This is a genomic window from Streptomyces sp. (assembly GCF_035645055.1).
Lineage (GTDB): Bacteria > Actinomycetota > Actinomycetes > Streptomycetales > Streptomycetaceae > Streptomyces.
Window position 1 is genome coordinate 22469 of record NZ_DASQNH010000007.1, and the last position, 14991, is coordinate 37459.

Annotated in this window: 14 protein-coding genes and 1 pseudogene; 7 read left to right on the forward strand and 8 right to left on the reverse strand. The window is 74.1% G+C overall.

Annotation, left to right across the window (positions count from 1 at the left end):
* Position 1: 1 nt before the first annotated feature.
* A pseudogene (locus VE614_RS33645) lies at positions 2–91 on the forward strand (XRE family transcriptional regulator); the annotation flags it as partial.
* Between the two features lie 7 nt (positions 92–98).
* Positions 99–272, forward strand: coding sequence for a DUF397 domain-containing protein (locus VE614_RS02150; protein ID WP_324930983.1), 174 nt, complete (start codon positions 99–101; stop codon positions 270–272).
* Here VE614_RS02150 and VE614_RS02155 read toward each other — a convergent pair.
* The 3 genes from VE614_RS02155 to VE614_RS02165 all read right to left on the reverse strand — a co-directional run bounded on the left by VE614_RS02155 (position 254) and on the right by VE614_RS02165 (position 3334).
* A complete protein-coding gene (locus VE614_RS02155; RefSeq protein ID WP_324930986.1) occupies positions 254–907 on the reverse strand; it encodes a TIGR03943 family putative permease subunit in 654 nt (217 codons plus the stop codon). The two genes, VE614_RS02150 and VE614_RS02155, sit on opposite strands and share 19 nt — an antisense overlap.
* A complete protein-coding gene (locus VE614_RS02160) occupies positions 904–1920 on the reverse strand; it encodes a permease (RefSeq protein ID WP_324930989.1) in 1017 nt (338 codons plus the stop codon). Before VE614_RS02160 ends, VE614_RS02155 begins: the two co-directional genes overlap by 4 nt.
* 70 nt (positions 1921–1990) lie before the next feature.
* The gene (locus tag VE614_RS02165; protein ID WP_324930992.1) at positions 1991–3334 is read right to left on the reverse strand and encodes a helix-turn-helix domain-containing protein; all 1344 of its coding nucleotides are present in this window, start codon (positions 3332–3334) and stop codon (positions 1991–1993) included.
* Between the two features lie 686 nt (positions 3335–4020).
* Here VE614_RS02165 and VE614_RS02170 point away from each other — a divergent pair.
* On the forward strand, positions 4021–4746 hold the full coding sequence (locus tag VE614_RS02170) for a GAF and ANTAR domain-containing protein (RefSeq protein WP_324930995.1): 726 nt from the start codon (positions 4021–4023) through the stop codon (positions 4744–4746).
* An 11-nt stretch (positions 4747–4757) separates the two neighbouring features.
* On the opposite strand, the gene VE614_RS02175 is transcribed toward VE614_RS02170, so the two are convergent.
* On the reverse strand, positions 4758–5546 hold the full coding sequence (locus VE614_RS02175; RefSeq protein ID WP_324930998.1) for a hypothetical protein: 789 nt from the start codon (positions 5544–5546) through the stop codon (positions 4758–4760).
* A 320-nt stretch (positions 5547–5866) separates the two neighbouring features.
* Between VE614_RS02175 and thrS the strand changes: the two genes are divergently transcribed.
* From thrS to VE614_RS02190, 3 genes are all read left to right on the forward strand, one after another.
* Positions 5867–7159, forward strand: a complete 1293-nt coding sequence (gene thrS / locus VE614_RS02180; RefSeq protein ID WP_324931000.1) for a threonine--tRNA ligase — start codon at positions 5867–5869, stop codon at positions 7157–7159.
* Between the two features lie 27 nt (positions 7160–7186).
* On the forward strand, positions 7187–8152 hold the full coding sequence (locus tag VE614_RS02185; protein WP_324931003.1) for a nucleoside hydrolase: 966 nt from the start codon (positions 7187–7189) through the stop codon (positions 8150–8152).
* 192 nt (positions 8153–8344) lie between these two features.
* The gene (locus VE614_RS02190) at positions 8345–9991 is read left to right on the forward strand and encodes a glycoside hydrolase family 13 protein (RefSeq protein ID WP_324931006.1); all 1647 of its coding nucleotides are present in this window, start codon (positions 8345–8347) and stop codon (positions 9989–9991) included.
* A gap of 54 nt (positions 9992–10045) precedes the next feature.
* Here the strand turns inward: VE614_RS02190 and VE614_RS02195 are convergent, their stop codons facing one another.
* Positions 10046–10528: a hypothetical protein gene (locus tag VE614_RS02195; protein ID WP_324931009.1), complete on the reverse strand. Its 483-nt coding sequence runs from the start codon at positions 10526–10528 to the stop codon at positions 10046–10048.
* 162 nt (positions 10529–10690) lie between these two features.
* On the opposite strand from VE614_RS02195, the gene VE614_RS02200 reads away from it, so the two are divergent.
* Positions 10691–11158 carry a DUF7144 family membrane protein gene (locus VE614_RS02200; protein WP_324931011.1) on the forward strand — a complete coding sequence of 156 codons (468 nt, stop codon included), beginning with the start codon at positions 10691–10693 and terminating at the stop codon, positions 11156–11158.
* A 43-nt stretch (positions 11159–11201) separates the two neighbouring features.
* Here VE614_RS02200 and VE614_RS02205 read toward each other — a convergent pair whose 3' ends face one another.
* The 3 genes from VE614_RS02205 to VE614_RS02215 all read right to left on the reverse strand — a co-directional run bounded on the left by VE614_RS02205 (position 11202) and on the right by VE614_RS02215 (position 14928).
* Positions 11202–13142, reverse strand: coding sequence for an Ig-like domain repeat protein (locus tag VE614_RS02205; RefSeq protein ID WP_324931012.1), 1941 nt, complete (start codon positions 13140–13142; stop codon positions 11202–11204).
* A 179-nt stretch (positions 13143–13321) separates the two neighbouring features.
* Positions 13322–14185 carry a restriction endonuclease gene (locus VE614_RS02210; RefSeq protein WP_324931014.1) on the reverse strand — a complete coding sequence of 288 codons (864 nt, stop codon included), beginning with the start codon at positions 14183–14185 and terminating at the stop codon, positions 13322–13324.
* Between the two features lie 200 nt (positions 14186–14385).
* On the reverse strand, positions 14386–14928 hold the full coding sequence (locus VE614_RS02215) for a bifunctional DNA primase/polymerase (protein WP_324931016.1): 543 nt from the start codon (positions 14926–14928) through the stop codon (positions 14386–14388).
* Between the last annotated feature and the right edge of the window lie 63 nt (positions 14929–14991).

The following is a 14991-nucleotide window of genomic DNA, read 5'->3' on the forward strand; positions in this document are numbered from 1 at the left end:
GGAACTCCGCCACATGCGGGAGGAGTTGGCGAACGTCGTGTTCTGCACGGGTTCGCTGATCGGCCAGATCGAGACAGCGAGGAAGGTTCCCAGGGCACATGACCGCCAACCCGCAAGTGACGTACAGCGGTAGCAGCGGCGGTGATGGTGCCGAGGTCGCCGACCTCACCGCCCGCGTAGCCGTCCGTGACTCCAAGAACCCCGAAGCCGGTGCCCTCACGGTCGCGCCGGAGGCGTTCGACGCCTTCGTCGATCACGTCCGTTTCTCGTAGGGGTTCGCCGGTTGTCGTACCGTCCTCACGCTCTCGGCGTCGAGGACGGTGTCCCCGGGGTGCCAGGTGCCCGTCACCGTGACCCACGTGTCAGTGGGCGGCGCCTCGGACGCGCCCCGAATCTCCACTCTGCTGACCGTCGCGTCCGCGGCGCAGCAGGCCACGGCGAGGCGGGTGACGTACCAGGTGCCGTCGTCGTCCTGGGTCACGAAGCCGGTGAGGCGGACCGTGCGGCCTTCCAGTGAGCGCTCGGTGTCGTAGACCGCGCGGGAGCCGAACTCGGTGAGGGTCAGGTCAAGGACCGGGTCCGACGGAAGTTCCGGGAAGGTGCCCATGCCCTGGGCCAGCCGCTGCTCCGCCTCGCGTTCGGCGCTGTAGGAGCCGAGGGCGGGCGGGGGGAAGAGGAGCAGGGCGAGGGCGGGGAGGGTGAGCAGCCAGGCGACTCGGGGGGTGTGGGAGTGCGCGTCCCGCCGTAGCACCGCCGAGACCAGGCCCAGCAGGACCAGCGCGCAACCCGAGACGATCAGGTACGGCCGCAGCCCCGGCTGCACGTACCGCAGGTACAGCTCGCTGAAGAGGGAGACGCGGAGCACGGCCGCACCCGTCAGCAGCAGAAGGACCGTCGGTGCCCTCACAGCAGCCACCACCCGACGAGCACGCTGGACAGGACGGCGATCACCCAGGTCGCGGAGGCGAAGCGGACGGCGAAGGCGCGGCCGAAGGTGCCGGTCTGGAGGGCGATCAGCTTCAGGTCGACCATGGGGCCCACGACCATGAAGGCGAGACGGGCGGTCGGCGAGAAGCCGCTGAGCGACGCGGCGACGAAGGCGTCGGCCTCGCTGCACACGCACAGCAGCACGGCGAGCAGGGCGAGGAGCAGGACCGACAGCCAGGGTGAGCCGGTGAAGACGTCCAGGTAGGCGCGGGGTACCGCGATGTTGAACGTCGCCGCCGCCGCCGCGCCCACCACGAGGAAGCCGCCCGCGTGGAGGAAGTCGTGCTGGAGGCCGTGGGCGAAGGCGCGGGCACCGGACGACTCCGGGCCGGTCCGGGCTTTCGGCAGTCGCAGCCACCGGTCCTTGCCGAATCTCGCCCAGAGCCAGCCCATGACCACCGCCGCCGCGAGGGAGGCGAGGAGACGGGCGAGGACCATCTCCGGCTGTCCGGGGAAGGCGATCGAGGTCGCGACCAGGACGACCGGGTTGATCGCGGGGGCGGAGAGGAGGAAGGCGAGGGCCGCCGCCGGGGCCACCCCACGGCGGATGAGGGAGCCGGCGACGGGGACGGACGCGCACTCGCAGCCGGGCAGGGCGATGCCCGCCGCGCCGGCGACGGGGACGGCGAGGGCCGGGTGGCGGGGGAGGAGGCGGGTGAAGACGCGTTGCGGGACGAACGCGCCGATCGCGGCGGAGACCACCGTGCCGAGGAGGAGGAAGGGGACGCCCTGGACGGTGATCGCCGTGAAGACCGTCCACCAGGCGGCGACGGGCGGGGTGTAGAGGTCGAGGGCGACGAGCGGGCCGAGGACGGAGGCGACCGTCGCGATGGCGATCAGGGCCGCGCCGCCGACACCGGCGTGGAGCAGCGCGCGGACGGTGAGACGCAGCCCGTCGGCCAGTCTTCGTATGTGTACGTCGTTGTTCTGCACGGGTCCCGTTCCTAGCCGCCGTTGCCGTCCCGAAGGCTAACCGGCCGGGCTGTGGGCGGGCTGGGCGAGGTCAGAGCGGGGGCTGTGCGGGGGCAGGGCCGAGGGTGGTGGTGCCGGGGGCGGTGCGGTGGCCGAGGCCGGTGCGGTAGGCGTCGAGGGCGGCCTCGACGCGGCCGGTGCGGCGCAGCAGGTCGCCGAGGAGGCGGCACAGGTCGGCGAGGTCACCGGCCGCGCCCGCGCGTTCCAGGAGGCTGAGGGCGCGGACGTAGTGCTCCTCGGCGGTCTCGGTGTCGCGGGCGGCCTCGGCGATCCGGCCGAGCAGGCGGTGGGCCGCGGCGGCGTGGACGGCGCCGCGCTCGGAGGACAGGTCGCCGAGGACGCCGTGGAGGAGGGCGGCGGCCTCGCCGGACTTGCCGCGGCGGTGCAGGACGTCGGCGAGTTCGACGGCGACCTGGCTGCTGTAGAGGGCGGCGCGCTGGGCGGAGAGCATGGTCTGCGCGGAGCGCAGCTCGGCCTCGGCGCGTTCCAGGTCGCCGTTCTGGGCGTAGACGTAGCCGCGCATCCAGTGGCACTTGGCCAGCTCCGCGCGGATCTGGAGCTGGCGGTACATTTCGGCCGCCTTGGCGAGGGAGGCGTCCGCCTCGGCGATCCGGCCCTCGGCGAGCAGGGTGCGGGCGACCGAGCGGTGCATCCGGGCGACCAGGGCGGGATCGGCGGCCCGCGGGGCCAGGGCGAGGGCGAACTCGGCGGCCTGGGCGGCGCGGGCGTGGGCGCCCATGTCCATGTAGGGGCCGATGACGCTGGCGTAGAGGAGGAGCAGGGCGTCGGGGTCGTGAAGGCCGCCGCGGTTGAGTTCGTCGAGGGTGGTTTCCAGGAGGTAGACGGCGTAGCGCAGCTCCCCGGCGAGGTAGTGGGCGACGGCCCGGCCGCGCAGGGCGGGGACGCGGGCGGGCAGCGGGGCGTCGGCGAGGGTCTGCTCGGCGCGCTCGAAGTGCAGGCGGGCGGCGGTGAGGTCGCCGGTGTCGAGGGCGCACTCGCCGAGGCCGAGCAGGGCGGTGTACTGGGCGTCGGGCAGGCCGTGGGTCTCGGCCTCGGCGAGCAGACCGGCGTACTGGCGGGCGGCCTCCTCGGTGGCTCCGGTGGCGAGGGTGCGCTGCGCCTCGGTCAGGCGGAGCCGCAGGTCGGTGGCGAGGCGGGCGGGGCGGCCGGTGGCCAGTTCTTCGAAGGCGACGCCGAGGCGGCCGGCGAGGTGGCGCAGGGCGTCGTCGGAGGGGCGGACGCGGCCGGACTCCAGGGTGGAGATGTAGGCGGGGGTGTAGACGGGTTCCGCCAGCTGCCGTTGGGTGAGGCCGCGTTCCCGCCGCAGCCGCTGCACCCTGCGCCCGATGGTCACCGGGTCGTCGCGCTTCGCCATGCGCACATGATGCCAGCGTCAACTGGCGGTAACGGTCTTCCCGTTGAAGTCCGCACCCCCTAGGTTGGGAGAGGCTAACCTCAGAAGTTAAACCCGCTTAACCCGCCGTTGTTCCGTCACCGCCGCTGCCGTTGCGAGGTCGCCGTGCCCGGACATCCCACCCCCCTCCCCGGCCGTCCCGCCCCCCGCTGTGCCAGAGCCGTCGCCGCCGCCCTCCTCGCCGTCACCGCCCTCGTCGCCGCCGCGAACGCGGGCCCGGCACAGGCCACGGAACCGCCCTGCGGCCCGGGCGTGCAACGCGCGGAGCCGACTCCCTAGCTCCGGAACATGTCCTTCTCGCTGCACCGAGGCGGCCCGCCGGTACAGCGGTCCGTCGTCCGTCATCGCCTCGCGGGAGGTGGCGACGAGGCCGGGGACGCGCAGCTTGCCGAGAGCCTCGTCATGACGTCGGTGGTCCCGAAGGCGCGCGGACCCTCGGGAAGCTGCGGCTCCACACGGCGCGCGATGTCACCGGCAGGGGGCGTGAACCGGTCACGCAACGCGCGCAGCCGTAAGGAGGGGGCCTGGTCGCTCATGCCACTGTTCTCCTGCCCCGGCCGGGGCGAAACGGCTGTTTCGGGGCACCGCCCTCGGGTAGTCGGGCGTCGTTTTCCCCTGTGGTTCCACCGGTCCAGGAGGGAGTGACCGTGCGGCCCAGGAACGAGCGGGACGGAGCGTGGGCCGCCGACGTGATCGCGGAATCGGTGCGCGGCGTCGGGCCCGGGGAGCTGCCGCGTCGGCTGTGCGAGGTCGCGACGCGGATACTGCCGGTGACCTCCGCCAGCGTCTCCCTGGCCGGTGAGGGCATGCCGGTGCCGCTGAGCGCCGTCGACGACCGCGCCGCCGAGCTGATGGAGATCCAGGCCACCCTGGGGGAGGGGCCCTGCCTGGAGGCCGCCCGGATCGGGGCGCCGGTGCTCGTCGCCGACCTGGGCGCGACGTCGAACGCCGCGCGCTGGCCGGTCTTCGCGCAGCAGGCGACCGCGGCCGGGATCCGGGCCGTGTACGCGCTGCCCCTGGGCGACGACGACGGGTGCGTCGGCACCCTCGACCTGTACCGGGACACCCCCGGCTCCCTCACCGCCCGTGAGCTGCACATCGCGCGCCTCATCGCCAAGGTCATGACGGTCGCGCTGGTGTACCTGCCGTGCGGCGACGAGGACGACCCCCGCCGGGACGGCACCTGGCTGACCGAGCTGGCCGACGGGCACGACCAGGTGTTCCAGGCGGTCGGCATGATCATGGCCCGGCTGCGCGTGGGTTCCGACGAGGCGCTGGCCCGGCTGCGCGCCCGCGCCTTCGCACACGGCCGTACCGTCCTGGACCTGGCCCACGACGTGGTCGCCCAGCGGGAGCCGTTCGACCGCGAGTAGCCCCCAGGGGCTCAGACCAGCACCCGGCCCTGCTTGCGTACCGCCGCCAGCCGCTCGGCGCCCAGCTGCACCGCCGCCGCCGTGACCTCGGCGTGGACATCGCCCAGACCGCCGTTGGTCAGCGTGAACGCGTCCTGGCCGACGCGGACGGCCGCCACGTCCAGGGTCAGCGAGACCGGTTCGCCCTCGTACTCGATCGTCGACGTGACCCGCAGCCCCTGCCGGGCGTCCCCCGCCTCCGGGAGCGCCGCCTCGGCCACCTCGACCCGCTGAACGGTGCCGTTGGCACTGGTCGCGGCGAACGCCGCGCACCTGCCGGGCAGGGTCCGCAGCCAGCCCAGCGTGCGGTCCACGGCCGCCGGGCGCTGCGCGGTGACCTGGTAGCGCAGCTGCGCGTGGTGGTACGTGTCGTCCAGGCCGACCACCGCCCGCGCGGGCGCGCCGAGCAGTTCGTCGGCGTAGAGCGCGTCGAGCAGCCGCCGGCAGTCCGGCGCCGTGCCTCGCGCCACCCGCACCTTGAGGAAGGCGTCCCGCCAGGTGGCCGCGCCCTGCGTCGGCGCCCACGGCTCGCCGAGGTCCGTCCAGGTGATCAGGGCTGCCTGCGCCTGGGCGGCGGTCAGGGCGGGTGGCGTGGCCGGGGCGGGCGAGCGGGACGCCGGGGCGGCGGCGGGCGAGGAGGCCGCCGGGGACGCCGGGGCGGTGGGCCGGTCCGGGTCCACCTTGATGGCGGAGCAGGCGGGGGCGCTGAGCAGGGCGGCGGTGGCGAGGACGGCGAGGGCGGTGCGGCGGATGCGGGCCATCGGAGGGGACTCCACGGGGACTTGGGGGCGGCTTGCCGGGCACGGTGGTACGTCCACGGCACCATCACCCCCGGCCGTCCACCAGCGCTCCGGGCCGTCCGGGTGATCAACTCCGCGCACGGCCCCGGAAAACCCTTCGCACGCCCGCCCCGGCCCCCGCTACCGTCCCTCCCATGAAGCGCGCCCGTCCGTCCCTCACGACGACGCCGGAGAGTGTCCCGGCGCGCTGACAGCTGAGCAGATGTCCGAAGCCCCGGGGCGAGCGCCCCGGGGCTTGGCCGTACGGTGCGCTCGCCTCCGACCGGAGGAGACCCACCGTCATGAGCACCTCGAACGACCGCCAGGACCGCCAGGACCGCCGCCCCGACCGCCGCCCCGACCACCGCCCCGGCCCCCGCGACCACCGGCGGCTCGGCCGTGAACTGGGCATCTTCGGCACCGATCCCCTGATGGGCGCCGGACTGCCGTACTGGCTGCCCGCCGGGGCCGTCGTCCGGCACACCCTGGAGGAGTACATCCGGGACGCCGAGCGGGCCGCCGGATACCGGCACGTCTACTCACCGGTGCTCGGCAAACGCGAGCTGTACGAGATCTCCGGGCACTGGGACCACTACAGCGAGGACATGTTCCCGCCCATGGACCTCGGCTCGGAACAGGTCGTGCTGCGGCCCAGCCTGTGCCCCCACCACGCCCTCGTCTACCGCTCCCGCTCCCGCAGCTACCGCGAACTCCCCCTCCGCATGGCCGAGCTGGGCGGCATGTACCGCTCCGAGCTGTCCGGCGTCCTCGGCGGACTGACCCGCGTACGGGCCATCCAGCTCAACGACGCCCACATCTTCTGCACCCTCGAGCAGGCGGTGGAGGAGGCCCGCGCCGCCCTCGGCCTCATCCGCCGCGCCTACGCCGACCTCGGCATCCGCGGCGCCCGCCACCGGCTCTCCCTGCCCGGCGAGGGCGCCAAGTACGTCGCCGGCCCCGAGCTGTGGCGGCGGGCGACCGGGATGCTGAGGGAGGTGCTGGACGCGTCCGGGGTGGCCTACGAGGCGGTAGGGGGCGAGGCCGCCTTCTACGGCCCGAAGATCGACGTCCAGGTGGTGGACAGCGCCGGCCGCGAGTCCACCCTCTCCACCGTCCAGATCGACTTCCACCAGCCCGAACGCTTCGACCTGCACTACATCGGCCCCGACGGCGCCAGGCACCGGCCGGTCATGGTGCACCGCAGCATCATCGGCAGCGTGGAACGGGCCGTCGCCCATCTGCTGGAGGAGCACGGCGGTGCCTTCCCGGTCTGGCTCGCCCCCGTCCAACTGGTCGTGCTGCCGGTGTCCGAGGCCCAGGAGGACCGCGCGCGGGAGGTCGTCGAGCAGGCCCTGCGCCACGGCCTGCGGGCCGAGCTGAGCGGTCCGGAGGAGGGCAGCCTCGGGGCGCGCGTCCGGGCGGCGCGGCTCGTGCCGTACCAGGCGGTGATCGGCGAACGGGAGGCGTGCGGCGCCCTCGCCGCCGTACGCCTGCGCGACGGGCGGCGACCCGGGGCCGTACCCGTGGACGAGTTGCTGCGGCGCGTCCGCGAGCGGGTCGCCGCGCGTGGTGCCGGGCTGTGGGAAGCGGCATAGGGTCGTCGCAGACGGAAGGAGCCTCCCGTGGCCGGTCAGCCCATCCCCGTGGTCATCGACTGCGACACCGGCGTCGACGACGCCCTGGCCCTGCTGTTCGCCGTACGGCACCCGGGGCTCGACCTGCGCGCCGTCACCTGCGTCGCCGGGAACACCGACGTGGACGGCGTCGTACGCAACACCCTGACCGTGCTGGAACAGGCCGGCGCGCCGGACCTCCCGGTCGCCCGGGGCGCCGAACGGCCCCTCATCGAACCGCCGCGCTCGGCCCGCCACGTCCACGGCGAGGACGGCATGGGCGACCTCGGCCTGCCCGCCCCCACCCGTGCCCCGTCCGACCTGGACGCGGTCACTCTCCTCCGCCGCGAGATCCTCGCCTCCCCCCGCCCGGTGACCCTCGTCCCCACCGCGCCCCTCACGAACATCGCCCTCCTGCTGCGCACGCACCCGGAGGTCACCCGCAACATCGAGCGGATCGTGTTCATGGGTGGCGCGGTGGCCTGCGGGAACGCCACGCCGGTCGCCGAGTTCAACGTCTGGCACGACCCGGAGGCGGCGGCCGTCCTGCTCACCGCCGGAGTGCCGCTCACCATGTACGGGCTGGACGTCTTCCAGCAGGTCGTCGTCCCCGGCCCGGTCATCGAGCGGCTGCGGGCGAGCGACGAGCCCGGCACCCGGCTCGCGGGCGAGCTGCTCGCCCACCGCCCGGGCAGCCCCGACGGGGACGGTGAGGACTGGGCGGGCGGCGTCGGCGACGCGGGCGCGGTCTGCGCGGTCGTCGACCCCGCCGGCATCACCACCCGCCTCCTCCCGGTCGAGGTCTCCCTCGCCCCGGGCCCGACCCGCGGCCAGACCATCGTCGACCGCCGTCCCCGCCCGGGCGAAGCCGAGATCCACGGCGAGGGCCGCGCACCGGACCTGGTGGACGTGGCCCTGGACGTGGACGTGGAGCGCTACGTGAAGCTGTACCTGGAGACGGTCGGCGCCAGGTAGCGAGCCCGGCCGGCGGGACCCACCGCGGGGTGAGGGGCCGGGTCCGCCGAGGTGGCTGTCAATGACCCTGACAAATCCTCTGACACGGTGTCCCCGGCATCCCCCGGGTGCAAAGAATGTTCGCTTTTCCGGCGATGTGGACAGTCATCTCCCTGACACCCGCAACACCCGCAATGCCGAGAAGGAGGCCGTGTGCCCGACCTCTCCTCCAAGAACCCCGACTGGTGGCGCCAGGCCGTCATCTACCAGGTCTACCCCCGCAGCTTCGCCGACGCCGACGGCGACGGGCTCGGCGACCTCAAGGGCATCACCCAGCGGCTCGGCCATCTCGCCGCGCTCGGCGTCGACGCGCTGTGGCTGAGCCCCTTCTATCCCTCCGAACTCGCCGACGGCGGTTACGACGTCGCCGACTACCGGGACGTCGACCCGCGCCTCGGCACCCTCGACGACTTCGACGCGATGGCCGCCGAGGCCCACCGGCTGGGCCTGAAGGTCATCGTGGACGTCGTGCCCAACCACACCTCCCACCAGCACGTGTGGTTCCAGGAGGCGCTGCGCGCCGGGCCCGGTTCGGCCGCCCGCGACCGGTACGTGTTCCGCGACGGGCGCGGTCCGGGCGGCGAACTGCCCCCCACCGACTGGCAGTCCGTGTTCGGCGGCAGCGCCTGGTGCCGGGTCCCCGACGGCCAGTGGTACCTGCATCTCTTCGCCCCCGAGCAGCCCGACCTCAACTGGGAGAACGAGGAGGTCCGAGCCGACTTCCGCACCACCCTGAAATTCTGGTCCGACCGGGGCGTGGACGGTTTCCGCGTGGATGTCGCGCACGCCCTCGCCAAGGACCTCGGCGAGCCGCTGCGCGACCTCGGCGCGCCCGAGCTGAGCGACGAGGAGAACCTGACCGAGTTCCCGCCCGGCACCCACCCGTTCTTCGACCGCGACGAGGTCCACGAGATCTACCGCGACTGGCGCAAGATCCTCGACGCCTACTCCCCGCCCCGCATGGCCGTCGCCGAGGCCTGGGTGCCCGGACCGCGCCGGGTGCTGTACGCCCGCCCGGACGAACTCGGCCAGGCCTTCAACTTCGAGTACCTGAGGACCCGCTGGGACGCCGACGAGCTGCGCCGCGTCATCACCGCCTCGCTCGCCGACGCCCGGGCCGCCGGGGCCTCCGCAACCTGGGTGCTCTCCAACCACGACGTCGTACGGCACGCCTCCCGGCTGATGCTGCCGCCCGGCACCGACGTCGACGCCTGGCTGCTCTCCGGCGGCCACGCCCCGGCCGTCGACACCGCGGCCGGGCTGCGCCGGGCCCGCGCGGCGACCCTGCTCATGCTGGCGCTGCCCGGTTCGTCGTACCTCTACCAGGGCGAGGAACTCGGCCTGCCCGAGGTCGCCGACCTGCCCACCGCCGTCCTCCAGGACCCGATCTGGGAGCAGACCGGCCATGTCCGCAAGGGCCGCGACGGCTGCCGGGTGCCGCTGCCGTGGACCACGACCGGGCCGTCGTACGGCTTCGGCGCGGGCGGTGCCTGGCTGCCGCAGCCGGAGTCCTTCGCGCACTACGCCGTCCAGGCGCAGGACGGGGTGGAGGGCTCCACCCTGGAGCTGTACCGCAGCGCCCTGAAACTGCGCCGCAAGCTGCTGGAGGGCGAGGAGCTGACCTGGCTGGAGGACGCCCCGCCGGGGGTGCTCGCGTTCGCCCGCACGGACGGCTGGCGGTGCGTGGCCAACCTGTCCGACGCACCGGTCCCGCTGCCGCCGGGTGAACCCCTGCTCGCCAGCGCCCCCTTGCCGGACCGCGGGGTGCTGCCCCCGGACACCACCGTCTGGCTCGGCTGAACAGATCACGGGCCGGCCCGGGGCGGGGGCTCCGTGATGCCGGAGGCGGGGCGGTCAGTAGCGCACGGCGCGGGCCACCTCGGCCCGCACGTCGCCGTCGAGCGAGCGGTTGCTGCGGGCGGTCGCGGAGCGCTCGCCCGCGGCGGGGACACCGTCGACCTTGACGACGGCGGTGTCCAGGAGGTCGCCGTTCGCCCTGGTGAAGTTGATCTGGACGGCGAAGGACTTGGCCGAGCCGGCGGTGTTGCGGACGGTGACCTCGACCGTGGTCCGGTCGTCGCGGCCGGTGGCGGGCCTGCCCAGCCGCACGTCACTCTTCGCGTCGAGGCCGCCGGTGATGTCGTCGAACCGCCGGTCCGCCTCCGCGGTCGCCGAGGCCACGGAGTCCCCGGCCCGTGACGCGGCGGACTCGACCGCCGAGGCCGCGTCGCCGACCCGGTTCTCGGGGCTGTCCTCGCCGGTGCAGCCGGTGAGGACGAGGACCGCGGCCGCCGCCGACGCGGTGAGCGTGGAGCGGGTCCTGCGGTGACCGGGCATGCTGCCTCCCAGGGTGCGGGTCTCCTTCCAAGTGAAGGCCCGACCGGACCGGCCCGCATGCGGGATCACTCGAACGGTGTACTCCCCCTGGTCGGGGCCGCCGCCCGGGCGGATCGTCGAGGCACGGCACACCACCCGCCCCGACGGAGACAGAGGTAGGTCATGACCCGACAGCCGCGCACGCCCGAGTCGCCGGTGTGGGACCCGTCCCACCAGGGCACCGGCTCCGCCCCCCGCTCCGCCGGGAACGGCTGGGCAACCGGAGGCACCGTCTTCGCGGGCGTCCTGATGCTCGTCAACGGCCTGCTGGCGGTGCTCCAGGGCATCGCCGCCATCGCCGAGGACGACGTCTACGCCCGGCTCGGCGACTACGTGTACGAGGTCAGCCTCACCGGCTGGGGCTGGATCCTGGTGATCCTCGGCGCGGTGGCCGCGGCGACCGGCGTCGGCATCCTCCAGGGCGCCGCCTGGGCGCGGGCCGTCGGCATCCTGCTGGCCTCACTGAGCCTGATCGCCCAGTTCCTGTTCCTGCCGTACGCGCCGCTCTGGTCGATGATCCTGATCGCCATCGACTTCTTCGTCATCTGGGCCCTGGCGACGCACCACCCCGGGGCGAGGCCACGGGCCTGACGGGCCGGCCGCACTGCGGGCAGCGCGGCCGGCCGACGGGCGGCTAGTTGGTGAAGTACAGGTACTTCCAGGAGCCGTACGTCGTCGAGTTCACGCTGTCACCGGAGGAGCCGTTGACGTAGACGGACCGCATCCGGGCCCGGATGCCCGCCTCGCCGGGGGCCTCCAGGGACACCGCGGACTTGCCGTCGGCGGCGAGCGCGAAGTACTCCGAACCGGCCGAGTACCACGTGCCGTCGAAGTAGACCTGGAGGTCGAAGCGCTGCTGGCGGCCCGGGTAGTACGTCATGGTCGTGGTGAGCAGCGGGTCGGTGCTCTTGCGGAACCAGTAGTACGTGGTCGAGCCGATCTTGCCGGTCCGGTAGTGCCGGGAGACGGCGGTGGAGACGCGGACCTTGGCGTAGGCGGTGGACTTCACCGTCTTCGGCTTGTACCGGGCGTCGCCCTCGAAGACGGCGCTGACGGTGGTGTCCCGCTTCATGTCGACGACCGCGGACACATTGCCCTGGGAGTTGACCGTGGCGGTCTTCAGCAGCTTCCTGGGCTTGTCCCCGCCGAACGGGTCCGCCCAGATCTCGACCGTGCGGTTCTTGTACGTCTTCCCCAGGTGCGCGGTGAAGGTGACGTTCGCGTCGTACGCGTAGAGCTTGCCGTTGTTGTTCAGCGTCAGCGTGGTCGAGGCGCGCGAGACGGCCACCTTGTCCGACGCGGTCACGGCCGTGTGGTCGGCGTCGCCCGCGTAGGCCACCTTGTAGGTGACGGTGCCGCCGGCCGGCGGGGTGTCGGAGAAGGAGTACGTGCCGTCGGTCTTCGCGGTGACCGTCGGCAGCGCCTTGCCGCCGGGGCTCTCCAGGTCGACCCGGGTGACCTTCAGCTGGACGCCGGCGGGCAGCGGCAGGGTCGCGGAGATCCGGCCCGTCACCGTGAGCGGCTTGCCGCGGGCCGCGGTCGACGGCGCGTTGACCGTGAGGGACGGGACGTTCTTGGCGGGGTCCGTGAGGGCCTTCACGGTGTAGCCGGCCGACGTCTGGACCAGGGCGAACAGCCGGGAGGAGTCCGGGGCCCAGGCCAGGTCGGCCGCACCCCAGGTGCCGACGTTCAGGTAGGTGCGCAGCGGCTTGGTGGTGTTCGGCCGGTAGACCGCCACGTTGCTGCCGGTGGCCTGGGCGACCAGGCCGGTCTCGGAGAGGTCGGCCTGGCTGCCCGCCGGGTACGAGCCCGCCCTGGCGAACACGCCGTTCGTGTGGGCCAGCCGGTCGGTGCCGTTGACCAGCAGCTGGGGGGCGCCGGGCACCAGGTCGACGTCGTGGACCCCGTTGGTCAGGGTGTAGTCGCCGTTGTGCCAGGCGACCGGCTGGGCCGTGCCGCCGGAGACGTCGAGCACCGCCACCGAGCCGGTGGAGTCACCGGTCTCGCCCAGCGCCAGCAGGCCGGGCGCCGACGGGTCGGTGTCCAGCAGCACCTGCCCCCACACCTTGTCCGTGAACTGGCCGAGCGCCACCGGGTCGGTGCCGCTCGCCGGGTCCACGGCCGGGTCGAGCGAGCCGAGGTCGCCGTCCCACTGGTCGCCGTAGCTGAACCACACCTTGCCGCCGGCGAACGCGAGGTGGCGCGGGCCGGCGGTGACGGCCACGGCGTACCGCGCCGTGATGTCCAGGGTCGCCGGGTCCAGTGCCACGATCTCGTGGCTGTTCGGCAGGGCCGCGTAGAGCGTGCCGCCGTCCTGGGAGAGCGCCAGGTCGCTGACCGCGCCGAGGCCGGTCACCGAGTCCACGACGGAACCGGACCAATTGGCGGCGACGACGCGGCCGAGGCCGCTGTCACCGACGAAGACCCGCTGGTGGACACCGTCCGCGACGATGCCGCCCGGGGCGGCGACGCTGACGCCGGCCGCCGACGCGGGTGCGGCCACGGCGACGCTCAGGGCCGCCGAGCCGACGAGGACCGCGAACGCCGTCGCGGTCGAGATGCTGCGCGTGCGCACAGTTGCTGAAACCCCCACAAGGAAACCCGGCGCGAAGCCGGGGAGATGAGAGAGCCGCGCAACGCCCGCGTGTTGTCCGTCTTCGCGGGGCGCGGCTGCCAGCGGCAGCGTATGGCATGGCAGTGACAGTTGAGGAGGGGGTTTCCGGGCGGGATCGGGGGACAGCGGGACCGGCGGCTTCAGGCCACCGCGTCCCTCGCGCGGATCCGCGCGCCGTGCCGCAGCAGCAGGACGGCCGCGACGGTGGACGCGAGGGTGACGGCACCGGCCGGGAGGAATCCGTTTTGCCACAGCCGCGCGTTGCACAGCCAGCCCACCGGGAGCTGGAGGAGGAACAGCCCGAGCGCGGTGTGCCCGAAGCGGCGGCGGGTCTTCTCCACGATCCCCCACACCAGCAGGACGGCGGGCACGACGAGCATCGCCGCCGTCGCCGCGGTGCGGCTCGGGCGGGCCACGAAGCTGTCGGAGGCGGGCAGGGCGAGGGCGACGACCGCGAGCAGGAACCCGAGCGCGAACCGGGCGGACCCGGGCCGGCGTTCCTTGGCGGGCTCGGCGCCGGGCCCGGCCGCCGGCACGGGTTCCGGCCTCGTCGCCGCTTCCGGTTCGGCCGCGGGCTCGGGCGGCGTCGGGCGTACGGCGTCGCGGATCCGGCGGGCGGGCGCGTTCACCGGGGTCATCGAGCCGTCCAGGCCGTACACGAACAGCGCGATGTCCTGCTCGGCGGCGTATGCGACCGCCGTGGCGGTGTAGTCGCTGCCGGTGAAGAACAGCAGCTGCCGGTCCATGTTCCGGCCCCGCGCCCCGAACAGCCGCTGCAGCTCGGGCCGCCCGACCGCGTGCGCCTGGAACTTGACCTGAGCCAGCGCCCGCGCCGATCGCACATCGACCCCGCCGTCCGGGCCGCCCGGCCGGGCGTCGGCGTCCGGGTAACCCCAGTGGCGCATCCACGCGGCCGCGTTGCGCTCGGCGTCCTGCCAGGTGCGGACCGCTCGGCGGGCGGGGGGCTGCGGCCGTCCGGCCGAACGGGTGTTATCGGTGGTCACGGCTGGAGTATCGCAAGCCGGCGGTGCGGCCCGGCGGGCCGGTGGCCGCCCGCGCGGGCATCTCGTGGGATAACCGCATGGCCCTGAACGGGGGACCCCGCCTCATCCGATGCGGGCCATGCGGCCCGGCGGGCGCACCACCGGCCCACGGGGACGCGTTGCCCTGGCATGACCCGACCCGCAGCACGCCGGCACCGCTGTCAGAGCCGCCGGACCGGCGCGCCGCCGCTGACCGCCTCCGCGGGCGTGGTCCGGCCACCGCCGTGGCAGCCGCACGCGAGGCAGCGCCCGCGGGCGTCGGCCAGCGCGCCGAGCGTGCCGAGCGCCTGCTGGAGGGCGAGTTCGACGGCGGCGGGCACGAACAGGGCGCCGCTGCCGTCGGGCGGGACCAGCCAGCGCAGGCGGCCCGCGGCCCGGTGCGGCGCGGGGACGGCGATCCAGGAACCGCGGCCCGCGTACCGGATGTCGGGGCCGATCCACCGGCCGTCCGGATCCGGCGGCAGGAAGAAGCCGACCCGGCGGGTCCCGGTGTCGGCGAGCGCGGGGCCGGGCACCTGCGGGATGCAGAGCAGGGCGTCCAGGGCGAGCACGCCCAGGTCCTCCGGCACGGTCAGCACATCCCAGAACCGTCCGCACGCCAGCATGGATATCCCGGCCTCCCCGGCCCACTGGCGCTTGCAGGCCCGCGGGTCGGTCGCCGCCGCGGACAGCCACTCTTCGGCCCGTCTCTGGGCGCCTCGCATGGTGCACCTCCGGGAACCGGATCAGGGGTGCTCATGCTGGTAGATATTTCTACGGTGCGGAAG

What these genes read in the sequence shown, in the direction of transcription:
- VE614_RS02150 (WP_324930983.1), top strand. Translation starts at nt 99, where the DNA reads ATGACCGCCAACCCGCAAGTGACGTACAGCGGTAGCAGCGGCGGTGAT.
- VE614_RS02165 (WP_324930992.1), bottom strand. Translation starts at nt 3,334, where the DNA reads ATGGCGAAGCGCGACGACCCGGTGACCATCGGGCGCAGGGTGCAGCGG.
- VE614_RS02175 (WP_324930998.1), bottom strand. Translation starts at nt 5,546, where the DNA reads ATGGCCCGCATCCGCCGCACCGCCCTCGCCGTCCTCGCCACCGCCGCC.
- thrS (WP_324931000.1), top strand. Translation starts at nt 5,867, where the DNA reads ATGAGCACCTCGAACGACCGCCAGGACCGCCAGGACCGCCGCCCCGAC.
- VE614_RS02195 (WP_324931009.1), bottom strand. Translation starts at nt 10,528, where the DNA reads ATGCCCGGTCACCGCAGGACCCGCTCCACGCTCACCGCGTCGGCGGCG.
- VE614_RS02200 (WP_324931011.1), top strand. Translation starts at nt 10,691, where the DNA reads ATGACCCGACAGCCGCGCACGCCCGAGTCGCCGGTGTGGGACCCGTCC.
- VE614_RS02215 (WP_324931016.1), bottom strand. Translation starts at nt 14,928, where the DNA reads ATGCGAGGCGCCCAGAGACGGGCCGAAGAGTGGCTGTCCGCGGCGGCG.